Below are 21,753 nucleotides of genomic sequence, written 5' to 3'. Positions count from 1 at the left end.
TGTTAAAATTTAGAAGAATTATTTTTGTTCGGTGTAAAGGATAGTCTAAGATTAACTTTTCGTCTTGATGATCACTGAGTGCAAGGATAGTAACACATTGTGTGCAAAGCACACAGCAGGAGGAAACAAAATGGAACAAGGTAAAGTAAAATGGTTTAACGCAGAAAAAGGTTTCGGATTTATCGAGCGTGAAGGCGGAGAAGACGTATTCGTTCATTTCTCAGCTATCCAAGGCGAAGGTTTCAAATCTTTAGACGAAGGTCAAGCAGTTACTTTTGACGTTGAGCAAGGTCAACGTGGAGCTCAAGCAGCTAACGTGCGTAAAGCAGCTTAATAATAAAACCAAACTCAAGCAGGCTCTTTATAGAGTCTGTTTTTTTATTTACCTTAAAAGCAAGGAACCCTACTCACGAATAAGTAGGGCACATGTAAACAGTAAATCAAATGGTAAACAAAGTGGATCACATAATCACTAATTCTCCTAATTACATTTGAATAAACACTTAGAGTGGCTAAAATTGTCAATCTTTTTTGGTGTAATTCAATTAAGCAGGTGCTTGAATTTAAGAGGATTGGCTGCTGCGGCAGCCTTTTCTTATTGGACTATCGAGCAGGTTAGTGCAAGAAGGAGAAGTAACAAAAAACAGCGAATTCTTTAATTTATTGAAGGAGGCTGAAGGCATAACGATGTTTGAGACCATTGGTTGGCGGTTTTACATAAATGCAAAAACTGAAGAAAAAGCTCAAAATGTTATAAAGAGAATTGAAAATGTTACCGGCAAATTAAAAATTAGTTTATTAGAACAATATTGGAAAGACAATTCGCTCTTTGAAGTTTATTGTGAATCTTCATTTCAGGTGTGTGAACCAGAAAAAGCAATATTCGAAGTTCTTGTTTTGGTTAATCAATTAGGACACGATATAGAAGTTGTTGGTCCTTTATTATATGAGAATGAACAAGTAGAATTTTCGGGTTATGTTTCAACTTCATCTATCGTTGGGTTAAACTGGTTTCATTTTTATTTAGATAATTTCAATTAAATTAACGTTCATATTAGGCTAACCCTACAAAAACGGGTTAGGTTAATAACAGATGATTGGAGATAAATGAAGTGTTTTATAATTTAGGTTCACCTGTTTATTCAAGTGACGTAGCAATGTCTAGAGCTAATCCAGTTGAGTATATAAATCCTGTATTTTTACCTGGAATATACTGCCCAAAATGTAATGATTTATGGGCAAGTAGTTCAAGAGTTAGAATAAACGAAACTGTGTCCAAACAAGTATCAGATATTCTTCAAAGTCACAATCTCCCAGACTTTGGAGTTCCATTGGACCAATTCCAAAGTCTTTGTAAAGAGATAGCATTAGCAACGAACATTCCATTAAAAATGCTTGAGCCTGGAGTTGATTTATGTCCACCAGAAGGACTAATTCGGAATACAAAAGTCAAAGATTTTACGCATCCTTTTCCAGGATTGATATGGGTTAAGGAGTCAGTAAAAGCTAGCTTAGAAGAGGCTAAACTACAAGGAATAACCTTTATCAAAGTAAATCTAAAATGGACTGGTAAAATGAAGAATTCCACAGAAGCTGTACCTGAACTGTGGGAAATCGTTGTAAATGGAAAAGCGTGGCTTGAAGGTAGTAACCTTGAAACGATAACTGCTTGTTCAATGTGTGGAAGGAAAGAATTTCTTAGGGGAAAGAATTCGAAGGTGGATAAAACCCGTTGGGAGGGCAGTGATGTCTTTTATGTAGACGATAATCCAAACATAGTCATTGTTACTGAGAAGGTAAAAGAGATACTCGATTATGGAAAGTTTACTAATTTCGATTGTAAGGCAATTTAATGAGTTTGGATTTTCCGCTATATAAAAAACGAATTAGGCTAGGTTGGAAATTTTGAGCTGCTTTTCCTCCAGAACTGGCTGCAATTAAGGCAGCCTTTATTTATTGAACTAACGAAGCAGGTTAGTGAAAGAAGGAAAGAGTCGCAACAGCATAGAAATATTATATTATTGTACATCCAAATTTTCACATTGGAGGGAAATGGTTATGTTCAAACTCAAAGAAATTATTAAAAGTCTATTTGTTAAATGGGAAATGGTTTATTCAACCCAGGACGCTACTAAGCATTTTACAATGCTTGGAAGACTTGATAATAAAGGGATTAAATATAAAACAAAAACTATTAGCTTTGGCGGTGGATATGGAGGAGGAGAAGGATTTTCAGCCTCATATCAAATATTTGTACTCAGAGACACAATAAACAAGGCAAATGAAGCTATACACCATTCGAAATAATAGGTGCGGGCGATCCCTTTTTCTTATTGCATTAACGGCGCAGGTTACTTGAAGAAGGAAACATCTCCAGTCTAATTGTATAATCATAAAAAAGGGGTGATTGGCTTTGAGAAGCATTCCGAAAAAACAGGAAATATTACTCGATGAAGAAATTGATGAACAAGAGTTTGTTAGCATAATTAATAGCTTCTACAAGCAAGATTGTTATATCTATGCGATTATTCCTGAATATGAACAAGACCTATTAAATGGAATTTCAAACGACTTTATTGAAGTTAATAAATTCCCGTTACCACGTACTTTTCCATTGGAAATGGGCTATGTGGGTTATGTAAAGGACAGTCAAAAACGATATATTTACGAATTTTATTTACGGTCTACTACAATAGATTATCTGATTTTTTCCGAGACTGATGTATCAGAACAATTAAGTAAATTAACAAAAAGGAATTTGGACATTTACAAAATGTTTCAATTAAATAAGGTTCCTCATATAACCATTGGTCCCGATGGTCAATGGCTAAATTTAGTTGAGTATTGAGTGGTTTCTTCTTCAACTAAAGGGTGCAAGAGTTTAGCAAAGGAGTTGCTGCTGCGGCTCTTTTTCTTGTTTCACTAACGTGGCAGGTTAGCTGAAGAATTCGGAAGTACACTCGTGTTTCACCCAACCCAATAAAAATGCACCCGATTAATCGGATACATACTTACATATTCCATGTAAATAAACGGAGTATTCCCTTTGTATACATTCTCTTAATTTAATTTTTCCTTCTCTTTCTAATTCTCCAACCAATTCTTCAATCTTTTTTTCATCTTCTTTTGTAGCCTTAGGAATCTCTATTGAAAAAAAATTACCTCGACTGGCATTGTTTAGTTTTTTTAATAATCCAACTTTATTCATTGGGTCATCCCCTTTATCTATTCTTTAGACATAAAGGAGGTTTTTTCCTTTGAGTCAATTATTTTCTTAAAATTAAATGATTATATCTTCTATCAAAGGAATTTGCAGTAAAAATCTTTCCTTCTGTATAAGCAAAATACTATCATTATTATTTTTCTTTTGCAATTTCTGTTCTATTAGGTGCAAGTGGAGGTTGCTCTAACCATTTATTTTGCACCATAATATTAAACCACTTTTTAGTAAGCATAAGATTTTGTAGAATGGTGCTTTCGTAAGTAGATACAAGGTCTGTTCGCATTGCAGATGCTAAACCTACCCCGTGATACGCTTGTGCAGCTTGGAATAAGAAACCAGTATGATACAACATTAACTTATCGGAAAAAGGAGAGTCTGTTGAAGTTGTAATTTCAGTCTCCCACGACTTAGGAACTGGTAAATTATCCGTTTGCATAATTTTTGAAAAATCTTTTATTTGTTGATTAGCTATTTTTTCAGCATACTCTAAAAATTTTCTTCCTTCTTTTGTTTGTGTGACTTGACTGAATGCAATTGCAAGAGTTTTTGCCATAATACTTTTTTTTAGGTTGAAAGAAATACTTATGATTTCTGTCGCTGCTAACGTTCTACCCTTTCCGAAAAATCCATCTGCGAAATCTCGGCTGGAAACATATTCAGGGTTTTCAGCAGGATAAAATAAAGGGTCTCTCTGAAAACTTCCTTTTTCAAGCAATAAATCAATTGTTTGATGATACATCCTTTTCCCATCGTTATCGCACGAGTCGTAAAAAAACCTTAAGTCCTCTCTGACAGAAACGCCCAATGAAGTGGAGTGTCCTAGCAAACCGTGTAAAGTCATAATGTGTAAATAATTTAAGCAAAAAATATCAGTGAACAATCTCGGTTTACCTTTAAAAAGGTCGGATTCCGTAAATCCAATGGGAATAGGAAATTTCTCGTTCTCCAAAAAAGCAACCATTTGTTGCTTTTGCTTTTCGAAAGTCTTGATAGCATCCTCAAAAATGGCTTTTATTGGCTCGTCTTCAATAATAGTAACCATATATCTATTTACAATATCAACGGCTGTTCCATTTACATACTCTCCCCACAAAGTTCCTATTTCGGAAGATGTGAGTTTTAATTTATCCTTTTCCATCCTGTCACCTCTTGGATATTATTTACCAATTCACCAAGAGATATGAATTTCTGATTTATAAAAAGATGACCAGTTTTAAGATTAGATGTAAAGTTTAATTTAGAATAATTAGCCGATTTTTCACTTGCGATTTTTCCAAGAATAATTTTACTTTACGCTAAAATTAATTTAAAGGTTGTGAAGAATTACACTTAAAGTAACGGGTGCTTTACTTCAATAAGGGGTAAGGCTTTTTTCTTGTTCAACTAAAGAAGCAGTTTAGTTGAACAGTGGATTATCATTACTGGCTGGGAATTTGTATAAATCATCGGATAAAATATAAGTATGGAGGGAGAGATTATGAAGGGCAGACCAGAACTAAAAATAGAAGCAGAAAAAATTTATAAAACAAAGAAGAACCCTAATGGAATGTTTGTAGCACGGATTATCCAGAGACCCAAAGAAGAAGAAAAGCTAGACTTTGTTTTGGTGATTCAAAACCGAAAAAACAAGCAGATTACTTATAAAGAAGTCTTGGTAACAACAGATAATGATTATTATTCCTTTCGGCTTGCACGGGGAAATCTTGAATGGGTATCCTTGAATGCAGTTGCGGTATGGGACAGTCTCGGTCATAAATTAGTGGAAGTAGCAGCTTTAACAGGCATGGAAAATTACCGTATTTCCGATGAACATTGTTCAGCTTATCGGGAAAAATGACAAATTTGTATCTTAAACCCTGAGACGATGTTGAAATGTTCTTCTTTCACTATCCTGAAAATAAAAACTGCAGTGGGGAATTTTAGGCAATACGAAACTAGACCCATTAAAATCCGTTAAAAAAAAGGATCTGGGCTCTTAATTTACAATGTATGTTGTCCTTCATTAGGCTATAGCTTCAACCGTTACTTTACAACCAAGGATCTCTAGTCGTTTAATAGATTGTTTGATCACTATTTCTTTTTTTCGTCGATCAAAGTAATCTGCACCTAACTCAACATAAAGTTGCCTTTTGTTTAACAAATGATAAACAATCGTTAAAATGGTATGTCCAACCGCAACTGCCGTACGTTTTTTTCCAATTCTTGCTGCCAAGCGCTGATATTGAGAAGAGAGATAAGTGTTTTTGGTTTTTGCCGCCGAATGTGCTGCTTCAACAAGTGCTGCTCGCAACTTTTTATTACCTTTTCTGGTTTTACCGGACTTTTTTTTCCCAGCACTTTCGTTATTACCTGGAACCATCCCAGCCCATGAACATAGATGGGCTGCCGTAGGAAATTGCTTCGCAATTTCTTTTCCTAGTCCTATTTCAGCCAAAAGTTGTTCCGCATGGCTTCTACCTATACCTGGAATTGAATCTAGTAATTCAATATCTTCTTCATATGGTTGCATGCGTTGTTGGACTTCTTCACTTAACATTTTGATTTGTTGATCCAAAAAGTCGATATGTGAAAGCTGAGTTTTTAACATCATCTTTTGATGGAGTCCGACGGATCCGAATAAGGCACGTTCCAAATCATCCTTTTTCTTTTTCATACTTCTTTTTGCCATTCCAGCTAATACTTGAGGATCATCGATCCCATTGATGAGTCCCTCAATCATTGATCGTCCGGACACACCCATAATGTCTGTTGCAACGGAGGAAAGTTTGATATTAGCACCTTCCAACACTTTCTGAATTCTACTTATTTCTCTTGCTCTTTCTTCAATAAGACTTCGGCGGTATCGAACAAGTTCCCGTAATTCCCTTTGATCTCGATTCGGAATGTAGCTGTGTTGAAGAAGACCATGACGAAGCAATTTTGCGATCCATTCTGCATCTTTAACGTCGGTTTTACGTCCAGGGACAGCCTTGATGTGAGCAGCGTTGACCACCATGGGTTGAATGTCTTCTAATTCGAGAAGGTTGTATATTGGTTTCCAATAAACACCGGTACTTTCCATAGCAGCGTGAGAACAGCATTTACTTTTAATCCAATCTATTAATTGAATCAGATCGTGTGTCATCGTACCAAATGTTTGAATCTCCTTTCCTTTTGGAGTAATGGCACAAGCGGTAATGCTCTTCTTGTGAATATCTAATCCACAACATCGTTCATTAACAACATCCATTATTATTTTCCTTTCTACGGGCTGAAGTAAATTAGGCTGGTGCAACAACCATATAAGATTAATCTATCCTGCGTGCTTCCCGTGAGGGAGCGACAATTTGTGGTGCACCTGGTCGTTAAAAATCAGTCTACCATGCGGGCTCGAGGCACCATAGTTGAACGACCTACCTTCGCCAGCCTATAAAAAGGATTGACAGGTACAATGAAAACTAGACGGGATTATGAACCATTTTCATTCATTTGATGGTGCCGCAGTGCGGCATGGTTGTCTACCATGAAAATAAGTTTCTTCAAGATTAGAAAATGACATTACTTAAGAAGACCCTGCTCAATCGTTAAAAAAAAGAGGAGAGCGATAATTAATGAGTCTATGGATTAGGGTTGACTGGATTAAGGTCAGTATCAGTATTGACACTTCCTAACCATTTTCATTCTCTGTGGTGAAGCGCCGATTTTTGCGCTTCATGGATGGCTAACGGGTGCATTACTTCAACAATGGGGTAATGCCATTTTCTTATTCAAGTAACGTAAGCAGTTTACTTGAAGAGAAAAATGACTCCTTTATGTCGCATTTGACACATATTGCGTAATAAAACAAAAAGTGCTGCTAAAGATAGCAACACATTAAGAAAAATTTTATTGAACTATAAAAAGTAGCTTTTGTAATAAAAGAATGTGATTATAATCGCAAATAAAGTATAAGCAATGGAGGCATAGATTGGTATTTTTCCAAATTTAATATGCCTTTTACCCTCAATCTCCATGTAGGTTTGGCTGTTAAATAAATCGGTCATTGGATTATTCGGTGCTGTAACTAAGATTCCAAGCATACCTACTGGAAAAGTTAAGTCAATAATATTAGCATGAAAAAGAAGTGCTGCACCAAAATTGAGAGCCATTAATAACGAAAAAGTAGCTAAAAATGCAAGTATTCTGTTCATGTTTTTTCTCCACTAATTGATATGAATACATTTAGTTTAAAAGAGGGAGAAACAATAGACAAGTGTATATTAATTCCAATCAATCGTTTTATGAACACTACGAACCAATGATGCAATACATGAGAAGGTGCTTGTTGAACTACCATGAAAATAAGTTTCTTCAAGATTAGAAAATGACATTACTTAAGAAGACCCTGCTCAATCGTTAAAAAAAAGAGGAGAGCGATAATTAATGAGTCTATGGATTAGGGTTGACTGGATTAAGGTCAGTATCAGTATTGACACTTCCTAACCATTTTCATTCTCTGTGGTGAAGCGCCGATTTTTGCGCTTCATGGATGGCTAACGGGTGCTTTAGTTGAACAAGACATTACTCAAGGCCAATCTAAAATTGGTCTTTTTTCTTTGGTGAATAATCAACAATAAATTAACAGAGCCCTTTTGAAAAAACTGTTTCATTTAGGTACACCCGAATGAGACCTCTGGCAGCTCACGGCAGAAATATATTTATAGTGTCTCAATTAAATGCCTCAAAACCCGGGATAATATTCTAGTAATTTTTATATAAAAGGGCAAATGACAAATGAAAAAGGGGGACGCCAGGGTTTCAACTACTGAGTAAAAATATAATATAAAAACATAATTTGTATTAAAATCAAAACATATATCATCATATATATTAATATATAATTTATTATTAAAATCATCTCTAATTTTATTGTTTACTACAACAGATAAGTGGTTAATACAATTTATAGTTCTTTTCTTGAGAAGGGATCTTAAAAAACATATATTCCGATTGTTATGTAAAAAAAGTACTGGCCCTTTAATAACTTAACAAGATGATTACGAATCATAATGAAAGAAGAATAGGTAAATAGAAAAACTCTAACCAAAATCGCGGTTAGAGTTTTTGTCTATATAGCATTCAGCCAGGATTTTTGCCGATTTCAAATACTGTAATTATTCCAAAATTCGCCAACCTGAAGGTCCAGAAAAAGTCACCTAAGGTGACGAGAGCTAATAAAGGTTGGTAGCTATTAAAAGTAAAACGAATAGAAATAGATAGAAGTAAGAAAAAAGGTTGTTAAAAAGTAATCCCGAAACAATATGACTAAAGTCTGCTAAAGCTAACAACTATTGTTGGGCTTTTTTACCATATTCAAAGCTAATGACTCATTTTTAATATAGTTTTAAGATAGTACTATCTGAATATATCGAAAATAGTATATTTTTGTTAAAATCTAAATAGAACAAATATTCGTACTATATAACAATATCATATAAGGGAGTTGAGAGAAAAATACATATGTATGAGATTGATTCAAACAAATACCACGTGAGTTGTTTGCAATATCATATTACATTTTTTACAAATAATTACATAGTGCTAGAGAAAGAGGAAATAGACTTTATAAAGTCCTATTTTAGAAACGTCTCCACTCGTCATGAATTTAAAATCGTGGGAATGGAGATCCATGGGTACAGCGTTAGACTAGTTATCAATTGCAAAACGACTCATTACATACCCAATCTCATGAAAGCTCTAAAAGGTGGAACAGCAAGGTTTTTATATAAGGAGTTTCCGGAAACAAAAATAAAAAAGGGTGGTAGTCTGTGGGATCAAAGATATTTTATCTCAACTGACAATCGGCTGCTAGATAACTTGGTACAGGACTACAAGGATGAAAAAAGCCTTTCTTAATAAGGAAGAATCCAATATAAGTCGGGTTTAAACTTCAATAAGAACAGTATTGAATCATAACTTTATGAAGTTATCCTTTTTCAAACATGACCAATTTTTATAGACCCTTTATAGCATCAGTTTTGATCAGAAAGGGGATTATCTTTTGAGAAACGATTCTATCGAAAGATCCGTTAATGATTCCATGCTCACTATCGCCGATTACATTTTGCAAATGATCGAACAGACTAAAAGGCAACAAGAATTAGATATAAAAAGGCTCGCGGTTGGCGATGACCTTTCATTATTGAATGAAGAAAGGGAAGAAGCTGAGTACGAACTGTATTATGCTTTAATTAAAGAAAGGCAACCAGATCTATTTAAAGTAAAGGGAGACTTGGTAGAATCCTTTTCCGTCGAAAAAGATAAAAGTTTTCTTCAGATTTTTCATAAAAATGGTCAATTTTATGGTGTTTATAAGCATGAGTCCCAAGAAGCTCACAAAGTCACTCATGATTTTCAATCCAAAGAGGAAGTGCTTGGGAGCACGTTGGGAACCTCCGAGTTCGAAAAGTTCCGAGGGCTATCGTTCTTTCTTTCGAAAGATGGGAAGGCTTTTTCTCTTCAATATAATAAGCAATTTCGACTCAATTTAGTAAAACCTTATAAAACCCTATCATTCTATGAAAGTATTGAACAAGCTCGATCCTTTGTTGTTAAAGAAGAACTGAAAACCGATCCGAAATTAAGGATACAATCTCTTCGTAGAACATTAGAGAAATATCATATTCCCTCTGATCTTATAGGGAAGACTGTCACGTTAAACAGAATATCGAAAGATGATGAAGGCATTAGAATCTCCTTTGAAGAAGCTGAAAAAGAAAGGAACATCAGGTTACCAGACCTTGCTGAAAAATGGATGGAAAGAGTAAGGGACAATCCCAGAATGAGAGTAGCGTTTGATGAACTTATAATGGATAGTTGTTCGATTGGGGAAGGTTTTCTTGCCTTTTATGGTATGGATATAAATAAAGAGCTTCAAACAAGGCAGCATGATTTTGAAGTGATTTCAAATGCAGAAGGTTCGTACATTGGGAAGTTAAGTGGGAATGGTAGGGTAAAGAAACTATCACCTTACTTTTTTGAAGAGGAGGCAAAGAAACAATTAGAAAATTTGACTAAATATATTCAATTAGAAATACAGAATGAAAGATACATAGATAAAGAATCTGGTCCGACCATCAAATTCATGGGTAGAAGTGAGAAACAATGAAGGGGGAAGAGGAATAGTGAAAACACAAAAAAAATTACAACCAATACTTTTGTTTGCAGCTCTTATGGTAGGACTCTATCTCATACCGGAGCATGCTTTTGCTGCTGGGGAGGTGGAGGCGAAGGTGAAGGAAGGGCTAAAACAAATTCAAGCATTTTTAACTGGCATTGTGGTGATCGTTGGTATCTGCGTTGGAGTCTGGATTATCATTAAAAAATTACCTGGCGTAGACGATCCGCATACGAAAAATGAAATGTTCCGAGGGGTAGGAATGGCACTTGCAGGGGTCGGGTTAGCATCGGCTCTTGTATGGATTGTCCCGTGGGTATATGGGTTATTCGCTTAATCGAGGTGGTAAGTATGACTACAAAAGAAGATGTGAAAGAAGTACTTAAAGAATTATTAGGGCAAGAAGATAATCGAAAGGGGAAAACGTTTGTTTTTCCTGACAATGTAAACCGATCTTATAACATAGTGAAAGGTTTATCGATTGGAAACTTTTTTAAATTTATTTTGCCGGCAGTTGTCATTGCGGCAGGAATCATTCTTATTCCACCCTACTCATTAGGGTTTATGATGGTCAAAATGTTCTTTGTAGCATTGTTGCTATTAGGCTCTTTTATTTTTGCAGTTTTACGTCCCATTACATCTCGTCCAAATATAACCTACAGTAACTATATGAAACTAATTTTTAATTACAACAGTAGACAGAAGTTGTTCTTTATGAAATCGAATAAAAGGGATGAATTCCATGGCTAGCCATAAAAAGAAAATAGATAGAACAGAGTTTGACTTTGAAGTGGAAACCCTTGTAAATAAAGGACAAAGAACGATTCAAGATCTAAGCGTGATAGAAGGTATATATAAGGATTATGTACTTCTGAAAAATGGGTACTTAGCATCCATTTTGCAAGTAAGTGGAATCAATATGGATTTATTAGCTGAGTATGAACAGAATCGCTTATTTGAAGACTATGGATCATTTTTAATGAGCCAAGTCCACGATCAATTACAAACCATCTCTATGACTGTACCTGTGGATTTGAGATCGTACAACTTAGGTTGGAAAAAACGATATCTTCAAGAACTTGAAAATAAAGAGAATGCCGGAAATGATTATAAGAGAAAATTAATCGCCTCATATATAGATCACTTCCAAGGTATCAGGGTTAAAGATGAAATGTCCACCAAACAACACTTTATTGTTATAAGGGAGAAAATGAACAAACGTACTTTTCAGGATTTAGAACGTGCGGAAAGTATTTTAACAAAAAAGGTGGAGGAAATATCAAACTCTTTACAATCTACTTTCGAGGCCTACGATATAGCGATAAGAAAATTATCTGAAAAAGATACGTTAACTCTGCTTTACCGATACTTTGATTTTGAAATGTCGAAACTTTACGTTTAACCACCCGGGAAGGAGAAAATCATGCCCTTTTCTTTAGCAACACTTTTTCCATTGAAAAAACGTGAAAATAAACAAGAAGAAAAGATGCAACAATCCCCAGACCTTCTGCAAGGGGTTTTAGAGACAGAGGAACTTAATTCTATCTATCCCTTTGTTTGGAAGGAAAATAAGAGTTTCATAGAAAGTGGAGGGAACTTCATTAAAGTGCTGGCCGTGGTTTCTTATCCCAAAGAGCAAAAAGGCAACTGGCTATCAGACTTGAAACGCTTGAAGGGAAACATTTCTTTTGTCCAATATTTAGAACCTGCTAACTCTGAGGGAATGATTAGTTATTACAATGACTCTATTAAAAATAAGGATGCTGAACTATTAAAAACAAGAGATCCAGCTACGCGTATCAGATTACAATCAGAACTTGATAGTGCCAGATACCAACTCAATCAGGTGTTAACCAACCGTTCTAACTTTATGTATCTCTACACGTACATTTTCATTCAAGCGATAACCCTAGAAGATTTGAAGACCTTAGAGGACAATGTCCAAAGGATTTGCACAAAATTAAGAATGAAAGCTTTAAACCCTCATTATGCTACGCCAATGGCTTTCTGGTCCGCATTACCCTTAGGGGATAATCAATTAAAAGATTATACCTATCAGATGTGCAACAGTGAAACAGCCTCTTCTTTTTTTCCATTTGATGATTCCGAAATTTGTTACCTATCACCAATGGCTCAGGTGGAAGGGATTAATAAGACAACCAATTCCTTAGTAGCAATTGATTATTTAGAAACGCAGCGCACATTAAACCAAAACATGGTCGTTATCGGAACATCCGGTGTTGGTAAATCCACATTTATGGTTCAGAAGATTCTTCGTTGCTTCGCAATGGGGATCAAAGTGTATATTATTGATCCGGAAAGTGAATACTCCCATATCGTGAAAAATCTCGGTGGAGAAGTGGTACACCTTAGCAGTAATAGTGCAACAAAGATCAATCCTTTAGAGATATTTTCTACAGAAATTACAGACACCGAAGATTTTAATACGGATGCAGAATTCGTCAGAGACCTTGTGAAACAGAAGGTTCAACGTCTTAAGGCGTTTTTTAAAGTGTTAAAAGCTGATTTAACACAGGTTGAATCTAGTATTTTAGACAAGACACTAACCCATCTTTATAATCGCTTTTCAATCAATGAGGAGATTGATTTTAAAAATCTGAAAGCCACTGACTATCCCATTCTACAAGATTTTTACAGTGACTTAGGGGAACTAAAGGAAAATGATATCGAACGGTATGAAAAAATCCAAGATTTTTATTTTATATTGGAAAGTTATGTTCATGGCTCAAACTCATTATTTAATGGTCACACGAACGTGAATATCAATAATTCCTTATTCTCCTTTAATTTAAAATCACTTCAAAATGAAGTAGATGTTCAGGCGGCCTGTTACTTTAATATCTTCGGTTTCTTATGGGACGAAGTAACAAAAACAAAAGATGAGTTAATTTATTTATTTATTGATGAGTTTCACTTCTTATCCAAAAATCCTGATTCTATGAGGTTTTTCTATCAAGCGTACAAACGGTTTAGGAAATACAATGCTGGAGCGATTGCAGGAACACAACAAATTATCGATGTTCTCGATACCACTGATAACCTGGGGGCAGCCATGATTGAAAACAGTCATACAAAGGTATTTTTTGGTCTAGACAATAAAGGCGTAGACGATGTAGTGAAAAAGATTAATCTATCCTTTTCTGATGAAGAGATTTCCTTATTACGTGCTAAACGACAAGGAGAAGCGTTAATTACATATGGATCTCAACGTGCTTTTATCAGGGTGGAGCTTACACAAGAAGAACTTCGTCTTTGGAATAAAAAACGATATTTTGAAAAGTATGGGTTAGATCCCGACGAAATCCCAGACTATGAAGCTAGGAACGAAATGACTCCGATTGAAAAAGAGGAAGTACGAAATTTTGTTCTGTAAAGGAAGGACATAATGGTGAAAATCCAATTATTCGAATTCGGAACGTTATTTATTCATCAAAATAACCACTATCGTTTGGAAATACCTGCAAGAAAGGTGTTGGCCGAAAGATCAGAAGATGTAAAAGATCTTCAAGAAAGATTCACCTTATTTCTTTACTCTACGTGATATAAAAAAAGAAAACGATCGATTTATTCTCAACTATGTGATGGAGGAAGATTACCAATCACTCATTACAGCAAAAGAATATTCAAGTGTATTGCGTCTGGCCTTAGTAAACGAGTTGTTGGAGATGGATCCGTTAAATAAAGCAAAAGAGATAGTATTGATTCATCCCAGAAACATTTTCTTTAAAGATATGAAAACACTAAAGTTCCTATATAGAAGCAATCAATGGTTACCCTATGATGACCATATAGAAAAGCTGGAACAGTACAAAATTTTAATTATCTCTATGTTCTCACGTTTCACCTATGAAAAATATAAACGAGAAAAAGGTAATCTCTTAAAAAAGGAAAAAGATGAATTTCTATTTAGAATTGACAATGCTGAATCTGTTGAGGATTTGAAAGGATTGATTTCCAAGAAACTGCAGAAGGAAGAAACCAATCATTTCATCGGATTGGAAACGGAACAACAAAAAACCAAGAAGCAAAAGAGGATCATGGCGGGTATATCGTTTGGGATTTGTGCGTCTGCCTTAGTTTTAGCCCTTTTTCTTAACAAATCAGCAGTAAATAGAATTCAATCGGTCCATGCGATGGAACTTAAAAAGGCTGAACAAGAATCTAAGTTTTATAAAATGCTAAGTGAAGAAAAATTCGATGAAGCCATTTCCTTTTTGAAAAAAAATAATGGCAGTAATAAGGAGATTGCGAAGGTGTACCTTGAAAAAGGTGAGTATCAAAAGGCAATTGATACCGATAAACGTTTAATTAAACCCACTGTGGAGGCCTTATATAAAGCGAATAAAAAGGATGAAATACCAGGGTTAAAAGCTGAAAGTGATTATTTGGAGATTGAAAAGAAAATACTAAGATATGATTATAGCACTTTGTTATCGATGCAAGCATTTGCAAAAGATAAAGACCAACAGCTTCGTATGGGCAAAGCTTTTACAGAACATGGAGATCTTGAAGATGCTAAAAGTTTAAATGAAAAGCTGAAAAGCAAAGAGTTAGAGATCACTATTAGAAAAAAGGAATTGGAAAATCAAGTTGCTACGTTAGAACAACAAATAAAAGAGATTAACGAAAACGTAAAACCAGAAGACAAACAAAAAGAGCTTGATTTCAAAAACAAGGAACTTAAAAACGCGATAGCCGAGATAGAGAAAATTAATAAAGAATTGTGGTGAAATAAGTGGCAGCATTAGCCGCTGTAAAGGGGACTGTTTTTGTTGTTAGGAACTGGAAGGAAATCACAGTAGGAGTTGTTTTCGCTTTCATACTCATGGCCGGTTTGCTGCTTGGAATGAATACCTCTGAACAACAGCCGATTGAGAACATTAATTCACCATTTGGTGCAGCTGATGTCCCACCAAATATTGCGCAATGGAGAGGATTAGTTAGTGAATATACGAGCAAGTATGGAATACCAGAATACACAGATTTCCTTCTAGCTCTTATGTATCAAGAATTAGGGAATTCTCAAACGTTAGATATTATGCAAAGTTCCGAATCTGCTGGGCTGCCACCGAACTCTATACAAGATCCTGTTATGTCCGTCAATTTTGGTGTTAAACATTTTAAATCAGTGTTAAAACAAGGGCAAAAAGATGGAGTTGATTTTGCTACGATCGTTCAATCTTACAATTTCGGTACTGGATACATAAACTTTGTTGCTTCAAATGGTGGTAAACATTCAGTGGATTTAGCTCGAAAATTTTCTTTGAATGAAGCATCCAAACAAGAGTGGGTTTGTTCCGACTGGAGAGCACCTTACTGTTACGGTGACTATACGTATGTACAAAAAGTAATGAAAAACCTCATGCCTCTAGATATTGCTGTGGGGGGGAGGAATGTTTCTCCGATGGGGGAGCAGGCATTTAAAGCGATTATTTCAGAAGCACAAAGATACGTAGGCTGGCCTTATATGTGGGCCGGTGCTAACCCTGGTACAGGATTTGACTGTTCTGGCTTTACACAATGGACATTTGCGAAGGCTGGTATAAAGTTGCCACGAACTGCTCAAGAACAATTCGATGTTTCTTCTAAAATCCCACCAGCAGAAGCAAAGCCAGGTGACTTTATTTTTTATACGGGTACATATGAGACAGACAATTATATCACGCACGTTGGAATTTACATGGGGAACGGGAAAATGTTTGATTCAAATGGTTCAGGCATTGGAATGCATGATATCGATTCTCCTTATTGGAAATCCCATCTGGTTGGTTTTGGTAGAGTAGCAGATTAGGAGGGAAACACCTTGAATAAAGTATTGGCTGTCTTTTTAGGGATATCCATTCTGGCAAATGTAATCTTGGGTTTAATGTACGTTGGTCAAAGAGCAACGGTCTCCCAAGCAGAAGAAAAAACCGTAGAATCAAAAAAGCAGATGGTTCAGTTAAAAGACGAATCACATAAAAAGGAAAAAGCCCTTACCACCTTTCGACAGAATGAATCTTACTATGAAATTGAACATAGTGAAGAGGTTAAACGTTTTGTAGATGAAACCTTTAAAGAACTATTTAATTATGATAACAAAACTTATGCTGCACGTTTTGATCTGGTCCGCAACAAATTAGCAGAGTCAGTCATTTCAAAACTTATGGCTTCAGGAGAAATGGGTAGTACACAAATTGAATTTAGTAATAAAGTGAAGGCTTTAAATGTATATCTAAGTGCTGTAGAAAAAGACCAAGCAAAAGCTCTTGTAAACATGGAAACACAATACTCGGTGGGTGGCAGCGAGTTCCCAAGAAAAAATCAAATATATGAGGTTACACTTGTTCAAAATGGGGATAAATGGTTACTTGATAAATTAGAATTAATGGGATCTTTCGAACCCTTTGAACAGAACTAAGTAAGCAGTCATCAACGGTAATGCAAAAGGAGAGAAACCCATGAAAATGTTTGGTATTCGACTATTGTTAACGATCTTTTTATTGGTCCTTCTTGAACTGATCGTAATCAATTTAGCTGGAATCCTCCCATTTATTGCAGCACACAAGGCAAATATTTCTGGTGCCCCATACCAGGAATTCATAACAGAAAACCTGCTGCATCCGATTGAGAGTTCTACGCTTATGATTGAAGAGAAAAATCCGCTTTTCTTCTTAGGTAGTGTGGCAGTGCTCCTTTTATCCTTCTATGCTGCTTTTTTTATGAAAGGTGCTAAAGGTAAATATCAGTTAGCAGACAAATACGGTGTTCATGGATCAAGTAGATTCGCTCACAAGCATGAAATATTTAAACATGGCGAGACAGTTAGGGTTCCAATAAAACAACTTATGAAAGATCTTGAAGCAAGTATGCTAGATACGAAAGGGGAGAAGTAAAATGGCTGTAAATTACATGGACAATAACGGAATCATAGCTGGTATTTTGAATCATGCGGTTATTGTCCAGCCTACAAATTCAAACCTTCCCAACAGAAATCACTTTGTAGCCGGTGGTCCAGGATCCTCCAAAACACAAGGGTATGTGGTAACGAATGTGTTACACGAAAAAGAGTGTTCCTTAGTCGTTACAGATCCCAAAGGTGAGGTCTATGAAATGACGTCTGAGGTTAAACGAAGGCAAGGTTATGAAGTACACGTGGTGAATTTTTCAGAAATGGAGTACTCTGATCGCTATAATCCTTTTGATTATGTCAGGGAGGAAATCCAGGCATCCACGGTAGCCAATGCGATTGTTGCTTCTAAAAATGATCCAAAACGAAAAGACTTTTGGTACAATGCTCAATTTAGCTTGTTAAAAGCATTAATCTTGTATGCGGTTCACGAGTTGCCGCCCAATCAACGGAACATGAAAGGTGTTTTGGATTTTTTACAAGAATTTGATCCAGAGGAAAGCAATGATGGTGCTAGTGAATTAGATGAGCAATTTTTAAGACTAGATAAATCGCATCCAGCAAGAAGAGCATATGAGTTAGGATTTAAAAAGTCCCAAGAAAAAACTCGCGCAAACATTATCATCTCTTTGCTGACAACAATTGGAGACTTTACTTCCAGTTCGGTTTCACGGTTTACGAGTTTCTCAGATTTCTACTTAGGAGATGTGGGAAAAAGGAAAATAGCTTTATATGTCATTATTCCTGTAATGGATTCTACATGGGAAGGTCTAATTAATTTGTTTTTTAATCAAATGTTTCAGGAGTTGTATAAAGTAGGTGCTAAAAACAGGGCAAAACTCCCTCATCCAGTGGTTTTTATCTTAGACGAATTCCCGAACTTAGGGAAGTTTCCGGACTATGAAAGGTTCTTAGCAACCTGCAGGGGGTATGGAATTGGGGTTCTAACAATTGTTCAAAACATTACTCAATTGCAAGAAAAGTATGGGCGGGAACAAGCTGAATCCATTTTAGGTAACTGTGGAACAAAAATTTGCTTAGGTAATGTAAACGAAACAACCGCAAAATACTTTTCACAGTTAATGGGGAAAACAACCGCCAAAGTAGAGACAGGATCATCTTCAGAATCAAAAGGGAAATCATCAAGTACTTCTTCATCATCAAGTTACTCATACACAGCACGGAACCTAATGAATGAAGATGAGATTCTAACCATGCATAAAGATGATTGTATTATTATCATTACTGGAAAACACCCCATAAAAGCGAAAAAAGCTTATCAATATCGCTTGTTTCCAAATGTTACGAACTCATACTATGTTAGTCAATTAGACTATCAAAATAGTGCGTCACAAGAGGTTTTAGATTGGTTTGAAGAGAAAAAAGAAGACTATCAACAATACATTCATTCCTATGATCGAAAAGTGGCTTTACAAAAAGCTGAGGATGAATGGCATGAAATAAAGAAAAAACAAGTTGAGCAAGAGGCTAAAAACCAGGAAGAACTTGCCATGAGCTTTTTTTCTCAAATGAATTCAAATACTGATGTTAATCCATCAAAAGAAGGGAGTCATTAAATTGAAAAAAACAGTAATGCTTATATTTGTATTAATGGTATGTACATTTCTTACTGCATGTAATGGCAGTGGTAATCAATTTAATCCAAAGGTTGAGCAAGAAAAAGCAACAAAGGTAATGAACAGTGTTTTAAATTCCTTTGATGATGAAGAAAAGTTAGCTGAAGCAAAAACACGTGATGAAGCAAATCAAATTGCATGGGCGAAAATTAAAGAAAAAAATGCTAAGGCAATCTCTAAGGATCTAAGCAAAGATGGTCAAAAACTACTATTATATATATTGACTGTAAACAAAGCTGAAGATTTACCAAACGGGCAAACAAAATCAAACTTACTATTTAGTCAAGGTGCAAAAATTAAAAGTGTCAGTTTAAATGAAACTGAAAAAAGATTCACTTTTGATATGGAACGATACGAGATTGATCATAAATTAATCACCCTAGAAAAGCAGGAACATGTTTGGAAAATTGTAAGAGTTGAGGACCCTGAATAAGAGGTGAGTAAACTTGTTTAATTTTAAGGAAAAAATTGTTGAGGCTATCCAAGGTATGTTAGAAGATTTCATTGAATGGGCTCTTCTAATGTGTAATGATTTGTTATTAAAACAAAATCCTGAAATTCAGTTCTTTACTACAGTAAATAATTTCTTGCTAGCCTTAACCTCCACAATAGCTGTAACCATTATTTTATATAAGATTATAGAGGTTATGTCAAGGAATGCTGCAGGAGATGCCGTTTCATACGGACCTGTTATAGTAAATACCTTAAAAAGCGCCTTACTGTTACCTGCAATGCCTTTTATTCAAAAGATCTTGTTAGAACAAGTCGCTTATAATATGGGAAACTGGATGATTGGAGAAGGAAGTAAGGTTAGCAAGGAAAAAATCAATGATATGTTTGATCCAAATAACTTTGATACACTCCATTTTCAAGGTGCTGCACTTCTTATCTTATTAGCCGTATTTGCAGTCGCATTTATAGCATTCTTGTTCTCAGTTGCTGTATTCCATGCAGACATCATGTTCCTATATTTACTATCTCCCTTGGCTTGTGTATCAGTCATTGCTGATGATAATGAATACTTAGGTGTCTGGTGGCGCGAATTATTAAGTCAGATTGTAACAATTATAGCAAAAATCTTTTTATTTGTTGTAGCTCTAAGTATATTAATCAATGAAAATATAACGTTTCTCAATTTTCTTTTACTCATGGGATGTTGTATTCTCCTTATTAAGAGTCCGTCCGTACTTAGGAACATGTGGTATTCAACGGGTTCTGGAAGAGGAATGATGGGGGCAATGGGTGGTACAACAAAACTGGTAGCTAGGAGATTTCTATTAAAAAGGTAAAAAAAAGGCGACACCGAGTCCAATAATAGTTCAACAAGCAGTATAAAAGGATCTTCGACTGGAAGATCCTTTTAAGAACGATTACATAAAACAATTTTAAGAAACTTTCTTTAATTCCTCTGTTAATCGTAGGAATTCTGCTTTATTTTTGTCTCGTAAGGACTGGTCGATTTTCTTTTGAATTTTCTCTTTTCGGAAATCACGCAGGGCTTTGTCTAACACCATTTCAGCAAATAGAGAATCCATGACATTTACTTCAGGTTGTGGTGAATTAAGCAAGTTCTTTTCCATAAGAAATCAACTCCTTGACCTTTTTTCTATTATACTAATAATTTTCTGACTATTCAAATATTTGAAATTGGTAATTTGAGAGAGAAACAAAATGAAACATACTTTATATGCATATTTGGTTACGAATCAATTCATGAGTATGGAGGAAAACATAATTGCACTGTCCATGCAGTAAGTAGGTATTCATAATTAATTATCACCTACTTACTACATTTAAAATCATTTATAACTACCGCCCATTAGTACTTTCTTCGAGATACCGGTGAACTTTTGCTTCAGGGGAAATCACAAGGAAAATAATGATGGATTTTAATCATCTTTGCGTACGATTATATCCAAACTTTCTAATTTATCTATGATCTCTTTTAGAGACTTTTGTCCTAAATTACGTAATTTTCTTATATCTTCTTCGGACTTATTAGCTAAGTCATGAATTGTATTAATCCCATTGCGTTTTAGACAGTTGAAAGAACGAACAGAAAGGTCTAAATCCTCAATAGTCAGGTTAAGCATTTCTTTTTCTTTTGATACATCTTCCCTTTCCATCATAATTTGGTTATCTTGTGATTCAGGATTAAGTCCTACTAAAATAGAAAGATGGTCATTAAACATTTTTGCACTTTCAGAAATGGCTTCGCTGGGTCCTAAACTCCCATCTGTCCAAAGTTCCAAAGATAACCTTTCAAAACTAGCCAATTGACCGACACGAGTGTTTTCAACCAAATAACTGGCGCGTGAAACCGGTGTATAGATTGAATCGATTGGTATGCTTCCTACTTGAAGGTCTTCACGTTTGTTTTGCTCTGCAGGAACATAACCACGTCCACGTTTTGCAGTTAGGCGCATTCTAAAATGAACATTTTCTCCAAGTGTAGCAAGATGTAAGTCGGGATTTAAGATCTCTACATCACCTTCATGAGAAATATCAGCAGCTGTTATTGTACCGGTTCTATGTACATCAATCATCAATTCTTTCTCATCGTCAGAGAAAATATTCAAAGATAATTTTTTTATGTTCAAAATGATGGTTGCTACATCTTCTTCTATCCCTTCAATAGTTGAATATTCATTCTGTACCCCATCTATTTGTATGGAAGTGACAGCGGCACCGGGGAGTGAAGATAAAAGGATACGACGTAATGTGTTGCCAAGTGTCGTTCCAAATCCTCGCATGAGAGGTTCAACGACAAACTTTCCATAATTGTTATCCTTGCTAATCATAACCTTTTCAATTCTCGGCACTTCAATTTTTAACATCCGAATTATAC

The 21,753-nt window shown here is 35.4% G+C and carries 26 protein-coding genes; 20 read left to right on the top strand and 6 right to left on the bottom strand.

Annotated elements, in window-relative coordinates; translation table 11 throughout:
* The first annotated feature begins 130 nt into the window (after window positions 1-130).
* From QF028_RS01120 to QF028_RS01100, 5 genes are all read left to right on the top strand, one after another.
* Complete coding sequence (locus tag QF028_RS01120) at window positions 131-334, top strand: cold-shock protein (RefSeq protein WP_214713511.1); 204 nt, start codon at window positions 131-133, stop codon at window positions 332-334.
* 284 nt (window positions 335-618) lie between these two features.
* Complete coding sequence (locus tag QF028_RS01115) at window positions 619-1,041, top strand: hypothetical protein (RefSeq protein WP_088088121.1); 423 nt, start codon at window positions 619-621, stop codon at window positions 1,039-1,041.
* 71 nt (window positions 1,042-1,112) lie between these two features.
* Window positions 1,113-1,853, top strand: a complete 741-nt coding sequence (locus QF028_RS01110; RefSeq protein ID WP_429463476.1) for a double-CXXCG motif protein — start codon at window positions 1,113-1,115, stop codon at window positions 1,851-1,853.
* A gap of 205 nt (window positions 1,854-2,058) precedes the next feature.
* Window positions 2,059-2,307: a hypothetical protein gene (locus QF028_RS01105; protein WP_429463474.1), complete on the top strand. Its 249-nt coding sequence runs from the start codon at window positions 2,059-2,061 to the stop codon at window positions 2,305-2,307.
* A 106-nt stretch (window positions 2,308-2,413) separates the two neighbouring features.
* Window positions 2,414-2,848, top strand: a complete 435-nt coding sequence (locus QF028_RS01100) for a hypothetical protein (RefSeq protein ID WP_429463472.1) — start codon at window positions 2,414-2,416, stop codon at window positions 2,846-2,848.
* 147 nt (window positions 2,849-2,995) lie between these two features.
* Here the strand turns inward: QF028_RS01100 and QF028_RS01095 are convergent, their stop codons facing one another.
* On the bottom strand, window positions 2,996-3,208 hold the full coding sequence (locus QF028_RS01095) for a hypothetical protein (RefSeq protein WP_429463470.1): 213 nt from the start codon (window positions 3,206-3,208) through the stop codon (window positions 2,996-2,998).
* 148 nt (window positions 3,209-3,356) lie between these two features.
* Entirely contained in the window at window positions 3,357-4,361 is a 1,005-nt protein-coding gene (locus QF028_RS01090; protein ID WP_429463469.1) for a DUF3231 family protein, read from the bottom strand.
* 339 nt (window positions 4,362-4,700) lie between these two features.
* On the opposite strand from QF028_RS01090, the gene QF028_RS01085 reads away from it, so the two are divergent.
* Window positions 4,701-5,060 (top strand): hypothetical protein, encoded by a 360-nt coding sequence (locus tag QF028_RS01085; RefSeq protein ID WP_429463467.1) that lies wholly within the window; start codon window positions 4,701-4,703, stop codon window positions 5,058-5,060.
* Between the two features lie 165 nt (window positions 5,061-5,225).
* Here QF028_RS01085 and QF028_RS01080 read toward each other — a convergent pair whose 3' ends face one another.
* Window positions 5,226-6,452 (bottom strand): IS110 family transposase, encoded by a 1,227-nt coding sequence (locus QF028_RS01080; protein WP_429463465.1) that lies wholly within the window; start codon window positions 6,450-6,452, stop codon window positions 5,226-5,228.
* A gap of 643 nt (window positions 6,453-7,095) precedes the next feature.
* Window positions 7,096-7,392, bottom strand: a complete 297-nt coding sequence (locus QF028_RS01075; RefSeq protein ID WP_429463463.1) for a hypothetical protein — start codon at window positions 7,390-7,392, stop codon at window positions 7,096-7,098.
* A 1,309-nt stretch (window positions 7,393-8,701) separates the two neighbouring features.
* Here QF028_RS01075 and tnpA point away from each other — a divergent pair.
* The 14 genes from tnpA (at window position 8,702) to QF028_RS01005 (ending at window position 20,194) form a co-directional block, all read left to right on the top strand.
* Window positions 8,702-9,097 carry an IS200/IS605 family transposase gene (gene tnpA, locus QF028_RS01070; protein ID WP_429463461.1) on the top strand — a complete coding sequence of 132 codons (396 nt, stop codon included), beginning with the start codon at window positions 8,702-8,704 and terminating at the stop codon, window positions 9,095-9,097.
* 145 nt (window positions 9,098-9,242) lie between these two features.
* Window positions 9,243-10,349, top strand: coding sequence for a hypothetical protein (locus QF028_RS01065; protein WP_429463459.1), 1,107 nt, complete (start codon window positions 9,243-9,245; stop codon window positions 10,347-10,349).
* Window positions 10,350-10,365: 16 nt separating this feature from the next.
* Entirely contained in the window at window positions 10,366-10,695 is a 330-nt protein-coding gene (locus QF028_RS01060; protein ID WP_256942603.1) for a CagC family type IV secretion system protein, read from the top strand.
* 14 nt (window positions 10,696-10,709) lie between these two features.
* The gene (locus QF028_RS01055; RefSeq protein ID WP_429463457.1) at window positions 10,710-11,108 is read left to right on the top strand and encodes a hypothetical protein; all 399 of its coding nucleotides are present in this window, start codon (window positions 10,710-10,712) and stop codon (window positions 11,106-11,108) included.
* The gene (gene trsD, locus QF028_RS01050) at window positions 11,101-11,760 is read left to right on the top strand and encodes a TrsD/TraD family conjugative transfer protein (protein ID WP_429463455.1); all 660 of its coding nucleotides are present in this window, start codon (window positions 11,101-11,103) and stop codon (window positions 11,758-11,760) included. The genes QF028_RS01055 and trsD overlap by 8 nt, the downstream gene beginning before the upstream one ends.
* A 21-nt stretch (window positions 11,761-11,781) precedes the next feature.
* A complete protein-coding gene (locus QF028_RS01045; protein ID WP_429463453.1) occupies window positions 11,782-13,752 on the top strand; it encodes a VirB4 family type IV secretion system protein in 1,971 nt (656 codons plus the stop codon).
* 12 nt (window positions 13,753-13,764) lie between these two features.
* Entirely contained in the window at window positions 13,765-13,920 is a 156-nt protein-coding gene (locus QF028_RS01040; protein WP_429463451.1) for a hypothetical protein, read from the top strand.
* On the top strand, window positions 13,880-15,109 hold the full coding sequence (locus QF028_RS01035) for a type VII secretion protein EssB/YukC (protein ID WP_429463735.1): 1,230 nt from the start codon (window positions 13,880-13,882) through the stop codon (window positions 15,107-15,109). The genes QF028_RS01040 and QF028_RS01035 overlap by 41 nt, the downstream gene beginning before the upstream one ends.
* Window positions 15,110-15,114: 5 nt before the next feature.
* Window positions 15,115-16,170 (top strand): lysozyme family protein, encoded by a 1,056-nt coding sequence (locus QF028_RS01030; protein ID WP_429463449.1) that lies wholly within the window; start codon window positions 15,115-15,117, stop codon window positions 16,168-16,170.
* A 12-nt stretch (window positions 16,171-16,182) separates the two neighbouring features.
* Window positions 16,183-16,779 (top strand): hypothetical protein, encoded by a 597-nt coding sequence (locus QF028_RS01025; protein ID WP_429463447.1) that lies wholly within the window; start codon window positions 16,183-16,185, stop codon window positions 16,777-16,779.
* Window positions 16,780-16,819: 40 nt separating this feature from the next.
* The gene (locus tag QF028_RS01020) at window positions 16,820-17,254 is read left to right on the top strand and encodes a hypothetical protein (RefSeq protein WP_088090626.1); all 435 of its coding nucleotides are present in this window, start codon (window positions 16,820-16,822) and stop codon (window positions 17,252-17,254) included.
* 1 nt (window position 17,255) lies between these two features.
* Window positions 17,256-18,845 (top strand): VirD4-like conjugal transfer protein, CD1115 family, encoded by a 1,590-nt coding sequence (locus QF028_RS01015; RefSeq protein ID WP_429463445.1) that lies wholly within the window; start codon window positions 17,256-17,258, stop codon window positions 18,843-18,845.
* A 1-nt stretch (window position 18,846) separates the two neighbouring features.
* Window positions 18,847-19,338 carry a hypothetical protein gene (locus QF028_RS01010; RefSeq protein ID WP_429463443.1) on the top strand — a complete coding sequence of 164 codons (492 nt, stop codon included), beginning with the start codon at window positions 18,847-18,849 and terminating at the stop codon, window positions 19,336-19,338.
* A 13-nt stretch (window positions 19,339-19,351) separates the two neighbouring features.
* A complete protein-coding gene (locus QF028_RS01005) occupies window positions 19,352-20,194 on the top strand; it encodes a conjugal transfer protein TrbL family protein (RefSeq protein ID WP_429463442.1) in 843 nt (280 codons plus the stop codon).
* A 96-nt stretch (window positions 20,195-20,290) separates the two neighbouring features.
* Here the strand turns inward: QF028_RS01005 and QF028_RS01000 are convergent, their stop codons facing one another.
* Window positions 20,291-20,485: an IDEAL domain-containing protein gene (locus tag QF028_RS01000; RefSeq protein ID WP_429463440.1), complete on the bottom strand. Its 195-nt coding sequence runs from the start codon at window positions 20,483-20,485 to the stop codon at window positions 20,291-20,293.
* A gap of 309 nt (window positions 20,486-20,794) precedes the next feature.
* Window positions 20,795-21,742: a DNA-directed RNA polymerase subunit alpha gene (locus tag QF028_RS00995; RefSeq protein ID WP_429463439.1), complete on the bottom strand. Its 948-nt coding sequence runs from the start codon at window positions 21,740-21,742 to the stop codon at window positions 20,795-20,797.
* Between the last annotated feature and the right edge of the window lie 11 nt (window positions 21,743-21,753).

Origin of the sequence: Neobacillus sp. B4I6, assembly GCF_050434045.1 — a bacterium.
Lineage (GTDB): Bacteria > Bacillota > Bacilli > Bacillales > Cytobacillaceae > Neobacillus.
The sequence above is the reverse complement of the archived record's forward strand: the minus strand, read 5'-3'. Positions and strand labels throughout refer to the sequence as shown.